The organism is Halomonas halmophila, assembly GCF_006540005.1.
Classification (GTDB): Bacteria; Pseudomonadota; Gammaproteobacteria; order Pseudomonadales; family Halomonadaceae; genus Halomonas; species Halomonas halmophila.
On record NZ_BJOC01000064.1, the window covers coordinates 1 to 4,068 of the forward strand.

A 4,068-nucleotide genomic window follows, 5' to 3' on the forward strand; every position below is an offset into this window, starting at 1 on the left:
GGCTGCCTCTTTCGACACTATATTCATGGAAGGGTCGCCACCTCAAAGCCGCCAGCAAGGCCCCATCCTGACCAGCCCATGGCGCCACCAGAGCCCCACGCCCATGATGATGAATACCACCGCTATGCTGGAGATACCGGGGAAACACCTCGAATTGGCACGCCAGCAGAAACGCCGTCGGAAGAACCTGACGGCGTTGATGGATATTCAGGCAACTTCTCCGGCAGCTTTATCCAGGCCAACCAACTCCCCCTTTTCGCCCACGGGCTCAGCGACCGTCACGCTCATATGCCGCTATGCGATCCACCTTGGCCTGTGAGCTTCCACCAGAGAACTCGCTGCTCAGGAAGGTTTCAGCAATCACCTTGGCCAACTCGATACCAATGACACGGGCCCCCATGGTGACAATCTGCGCATCGTTGCTCTTGCGCGCACGCTCTGCGGAGTAGGTGTCATGCGCCTGCGCCGCGCGAATGCCCAGCACCTTGTTGGCGGAAATCGCCACTCCAATCCCTGTGCCACAGATCAGCACGCCGCGATCGACCCGCCCCTCAGACACCGCCTGGGCCACTTCAAGCGCCACATCGGGATACAGCACCGGCTTGGCGTCATGGGTGCCGAAGTCTTCCACGTCGTACCCCAGTGACTGAATATGCGCGACCAGCGCCTGCTTCATGTCATAGGCAGCTTCATCACACCCGAGAGCAACTTTCCACTTCTCAGCCATACTCACCTCGCGTTGCCAACTTTGGGATGGATACCCGGCACCTCATGGCCGCGGTAACCGCTGGCAACATCATAGACCGGCAATGCTCACATGAACAACATAATTCCAAATGATCACAAAAAATGGGCCAATGGCCTAAAAAATTCTCACAGAACGGGCATCTAGCGTTGCAAGACACACGTGCAAACGCCGTCAAACTCAACAAAAATCACCCACAACACCACCAAAGTCGCATTTCCGTGGCCTTCACCATCGCTATGATGAGACCTGACACCATGCGTGAAGCATATGAACAACATTGGATCATATTTTCACGGCCAGTCCTCTTGTCAGAAGATCCAACTACATGGACAGCCCCTCTGCCGGACGGGCTTTCAAGATCAGTCATCAAACCGGGAGCATCGGTCATGACACGTCTATACAACGACCCTGTGAAATTCGTCGATGAAGCCACCGAAGGCTTTGTCGCAGCCCATGCGCAACACGTCTGCCAAGTTCCCGGCGGCGTCATCCGCAGCACGCGTAGCGAGCCGGGCACTGTCGCCGTGGTCATCGGTGGCGGCTCTGGTCACTACCCGGCCTTTGCCGGTCTCGTCGGGCAAGGGCTGGCACACGGCGCCGTGATGGGCAACCTGTTCGCATCGCCTTCCGCCCAACAGGTCTACAACGTCTGCAAGGCGGCCAATAATGGTGGCGGTATACTGCTGAGCTTCGGCAACTATGCAGGGGATGTGCTGCACTTCGGCCAAGCCCGCGAGCGCTTGATTCGTGAGGGGATTCCCTGCGAGGTCGTGGAGGTCACCGACGACATTTCCAGTGCCAGCCACGCCGAGCTGCCGAAGCGGCGCGGCATCGCAGGTGACTTGACGGTATTCAAGACCGCCGCCGCGGCCGCAGAAGAAGGGTACTCGCTGGAAGAGGTAACTCGCGTCAGTCGTGCCGCCAACTTGCGCACTCGCTCAATGGGCGTGGCCTTCGATGGCTGCACTCTGCCGGGTGCGGACGATGCCTTATTTCATGTCCCGGAGGGCAAGATGGCGGTCGGCCTGGGCATTCATGGCGAGCCGGGCATCAGTGAACAAGCGGTGCCCAGTGCGGACGAGCTGGCGGAGCTACTGGTATCGCATCTCCTTGAGGAAATCCCGGATGGCGTTGCCAGTGCCAATGGTGCGCGCGCTTCCGTCCTGCTCAACGGACTGGGCTCCATCAAGTACGAAGAGCTTTTCGTGGTCTACCGCCGGGTGAGCCAACTGCTCGAAAAGGCGGGCATCGACACCATCGAACCTGAGGTCGGCGAGCTGGTCACCAGCCTGGACATGGCCGGCGCGTCGCTGACCCTGTTCTGGCTCGATGATGAGCTTGAGCGTCTATGGAGAGCACCAGTCAATAGCCCGGCCTATCGCAAGGGCAGCCTGAAACCGGCCGCCCCCATCGACGCCTCCAAGCTCGATATCCCTGATGAAGAAGCCATTCCACCGGCCAGCGAGGCGTCTGCCGAAGCCGCTCACTGTATCAACGAGGCCCTGGGCGCCGTACGCAAGCTCATCGATGATAATGCCGAAGAGCTCGGACGTCTTGACGCCATCGCCGGTGACGGCGATCACGGTATCGGCATGCAGCGCGGCGTTGTCGCGGCATCCGAGGCCGCCAACCAGGCGCTGACCCGCAACGCCGGTGCCGGCACACTGCTACATCTGGCCGCCGAGGCCTGGGCCGACCGCGCAGGCGGTACGTCCGGCGCCATCTGGGGTGTCATGCTCAACGCCCTGAGCTCGACTCTCGGCGATCACGACAAACCGACAGCGGATCACTACGCTCAGGCACTGACCAAGGCAAGATCGGATGTCATGAACTTTGGCAAGGCCAAGGCAGGCGACAAGACGTTGGTCGATGCCCTGCTTCCGTTCAGCGCCACGCTGGAGCAGCAGGTCAAGGACGGTGACAACCTGGCCAGCGCCTGGGGCAAAGCCGCCGCGGCAGCCACCGAAGCCGCCGAGGCAACAGCCGACATGATTCCTCAAATCGGGCGCGCCCGTCCGCTCGCCGAGAAGAGTCGTGGAACGCCTGACCCGGGCGCCAAGTCCCTCGCCATGATCGTTAACACGGTTCACGATGTGATCAAGCGCCATCAAGGCTAATCACCAGCCAGGATTGTCATGCCACACTCTCCCATTACGCTGGGCATCAGCTTCAAGATGTACTTCGGCTATGCCCAGACGCTGACATGGTGCCGCAACGTTGCCGCCTCACTGACACAACATCCGGCCGTCCTCGATGGCCGGGTATCGTTGTTTGTGCTACCCAGCTTCCCGGCCATCGCGCCGGTACTCGATATTTTTGCCGACAGCCCGGTAGGCGTGGGCGGCCAGAATCTGTACCAATCAGCCTACGGCGCTTATACAGGCGAGGTGAGTGGCGCCATGCTGGCGGAGATGGGGTGCAGCCATGTCGAGATCGGACATGCCGAGCGTCTGCGACTGTTCGGCGAAGACGCCACCACCGTAGCCGCCAAGGTACAAGTCGCGCTGGAACATCAACTGACCCCGGTGCTCTGCATCGGCGAAACCGAGCATGGCACGCCCGCAGCGGCCATCGCGGATTGTCGCGCCCAGATCGACAACGCGCTGTCGCGAGCCACGCCGACCCAACGACAACAGCCGATCGTCATAGCGTATGAGCCACACTGGGCCATCGGCGCGTCAGAACCTGCTTCACTCGAACATATTGCCAGCGTCTGCCAGGGGCTACGCGAGCACATGGACTCGCACCCCGCCGCCAGCATCATCTATGGCGGCAGCGCGGGCCCCGGTTTACTGACGCGACTGGCAGGACAAGCTGACGGGTTATTCCTGGGGCGCTTTGCCCACGACCCGGCCGCCTATGAATCCGTGATCAATGAGGCTTCGATGCTGGCCACACCGCGCTGAATAGCGACCACAGCACCCATGTTGGACTATCGATCCAACTGGTCGTCGGCCCGGGTCGCCTCATCCAGGCGCAGTATGGTGTGCGCATTGGTGGCGCTGGTCGCCAGCGTATCGATCACGCCCGTTCGCAGCGCTCCTAGAATACCGGCCGCCTTGGTGTTCTCGCTGGCAATGGCAACGACATCGGGGATGCGCGCCAGATCCGCGATGGTCAGTCCGATAACACGTCCCTGCATGGGCGTGTGCGCTGGCTGACCATGGAAGTCGATAAAGTCATAGCCCATCATGTCACCCACCGTGCCCGACAGGCGCGCCTCGGCAATCTCCTGAGGCGAGAACCAGCCCATGCGCACCATGTTGCTGTCCTCGCTGAGGTCCCCCACCCCGATCAAGGCAGTATCGGCCCGCCGTGCA

Annotated in this window: 5 protein-coding genes; 3 read left to right on the plus strand and 2 right to left on the minus strand. The window is 61.1% G+C overall.

The features are described from left to right. Window positions 1-319 (plus strand): hypothetical protein (locus HHA01_RS14880; protein ID WP_218023820.1); only part of this gene is annotated, 319 nt, incomplete at its 5' end. On the opposite strand, the gene rpiB is transcribed toward HHA01_RS14880, so the two are convergent. Beyond that, window positions 269-727 (minus strand): ribose 5-phosphate isomerase B, encoded by a 459-nt coding sequence (gene rpiB / locus HHA01_RS14535; RefSeq protein WP_141321998.1) that lies wholly within the window; start codon window positions 725-727, stop codon window positions 269-271. The genes HHA01_RS14880 and rpiB overlap by 51 nt on opposite strands. Window positions 728-1,134: 407 nt before the next feature. Here rpiB and HHA01_RS14540 point away from each other — a divergent pair, with 407 nt between their 5' ends. Both HHA01_RS14540 and HHA01_RS14545 read left to right on the plus strand, forming a co-directional pair. Continuing rightward, window positions 1,135-2,865, plus strand: a complete 1,731-nt coding sequence (locus HHA01_RS14540; RefSeq protein WP_141322001.1) for a dihydroxyacetone kinase family protein — start codon at window positions 1,135-1,137, stop codon at window positions 2,863-2,865. An 18-nt stretch (window positions 2,866-2,883) separates the two neighbouring features. Next, entirely contained in the window at window positions 2,884-3,654 is a 771-nt protein-coding gene (locus HHA01_RS14545; RefSeq protein WP_141322004.1) for a triose-phosphate isomerase family protein, read from the plus strand. 26 nt (window positions 3,655-3,680) lie between these two features. Here HHA01_RS14545 and HHA01_RS14550 read toward each other — a convergent pair. After that, window positions 3,681-4,068, minus strand: a 388-nt coding sequence (locus tag HHA01_RS14550) for a sugar-binding domain-containing protein (RefSeq protein ID WP_218023821.1), incomplete at its 5' end; no start/stop codon positions are given.

Excerpts from the sequence above, each read along its gene's own strand:
- rpiB (WP_141321998.1), bottom strand. The coding sequence starts at position 727 with ATGGCTGAGAAGTGGAAAGTTGCTCTCGGGTGTGATGAAGCTGCCTAT.
- HHA01_RS14540 (WP_141322001.1), top strand. The coding sequence starts at position 1,135 with ATGACACGTCTATACAACGACCCTGTGAAATTCGTCGATGAAGCCACC.
- HHA01_RS14545 (WP_141322004.1), top strand. The coding sequence starts at position 2,884 with ATGCCACACTCTCCCATTACGCTGGGCATCAGCTTCAAGATGTACTTC.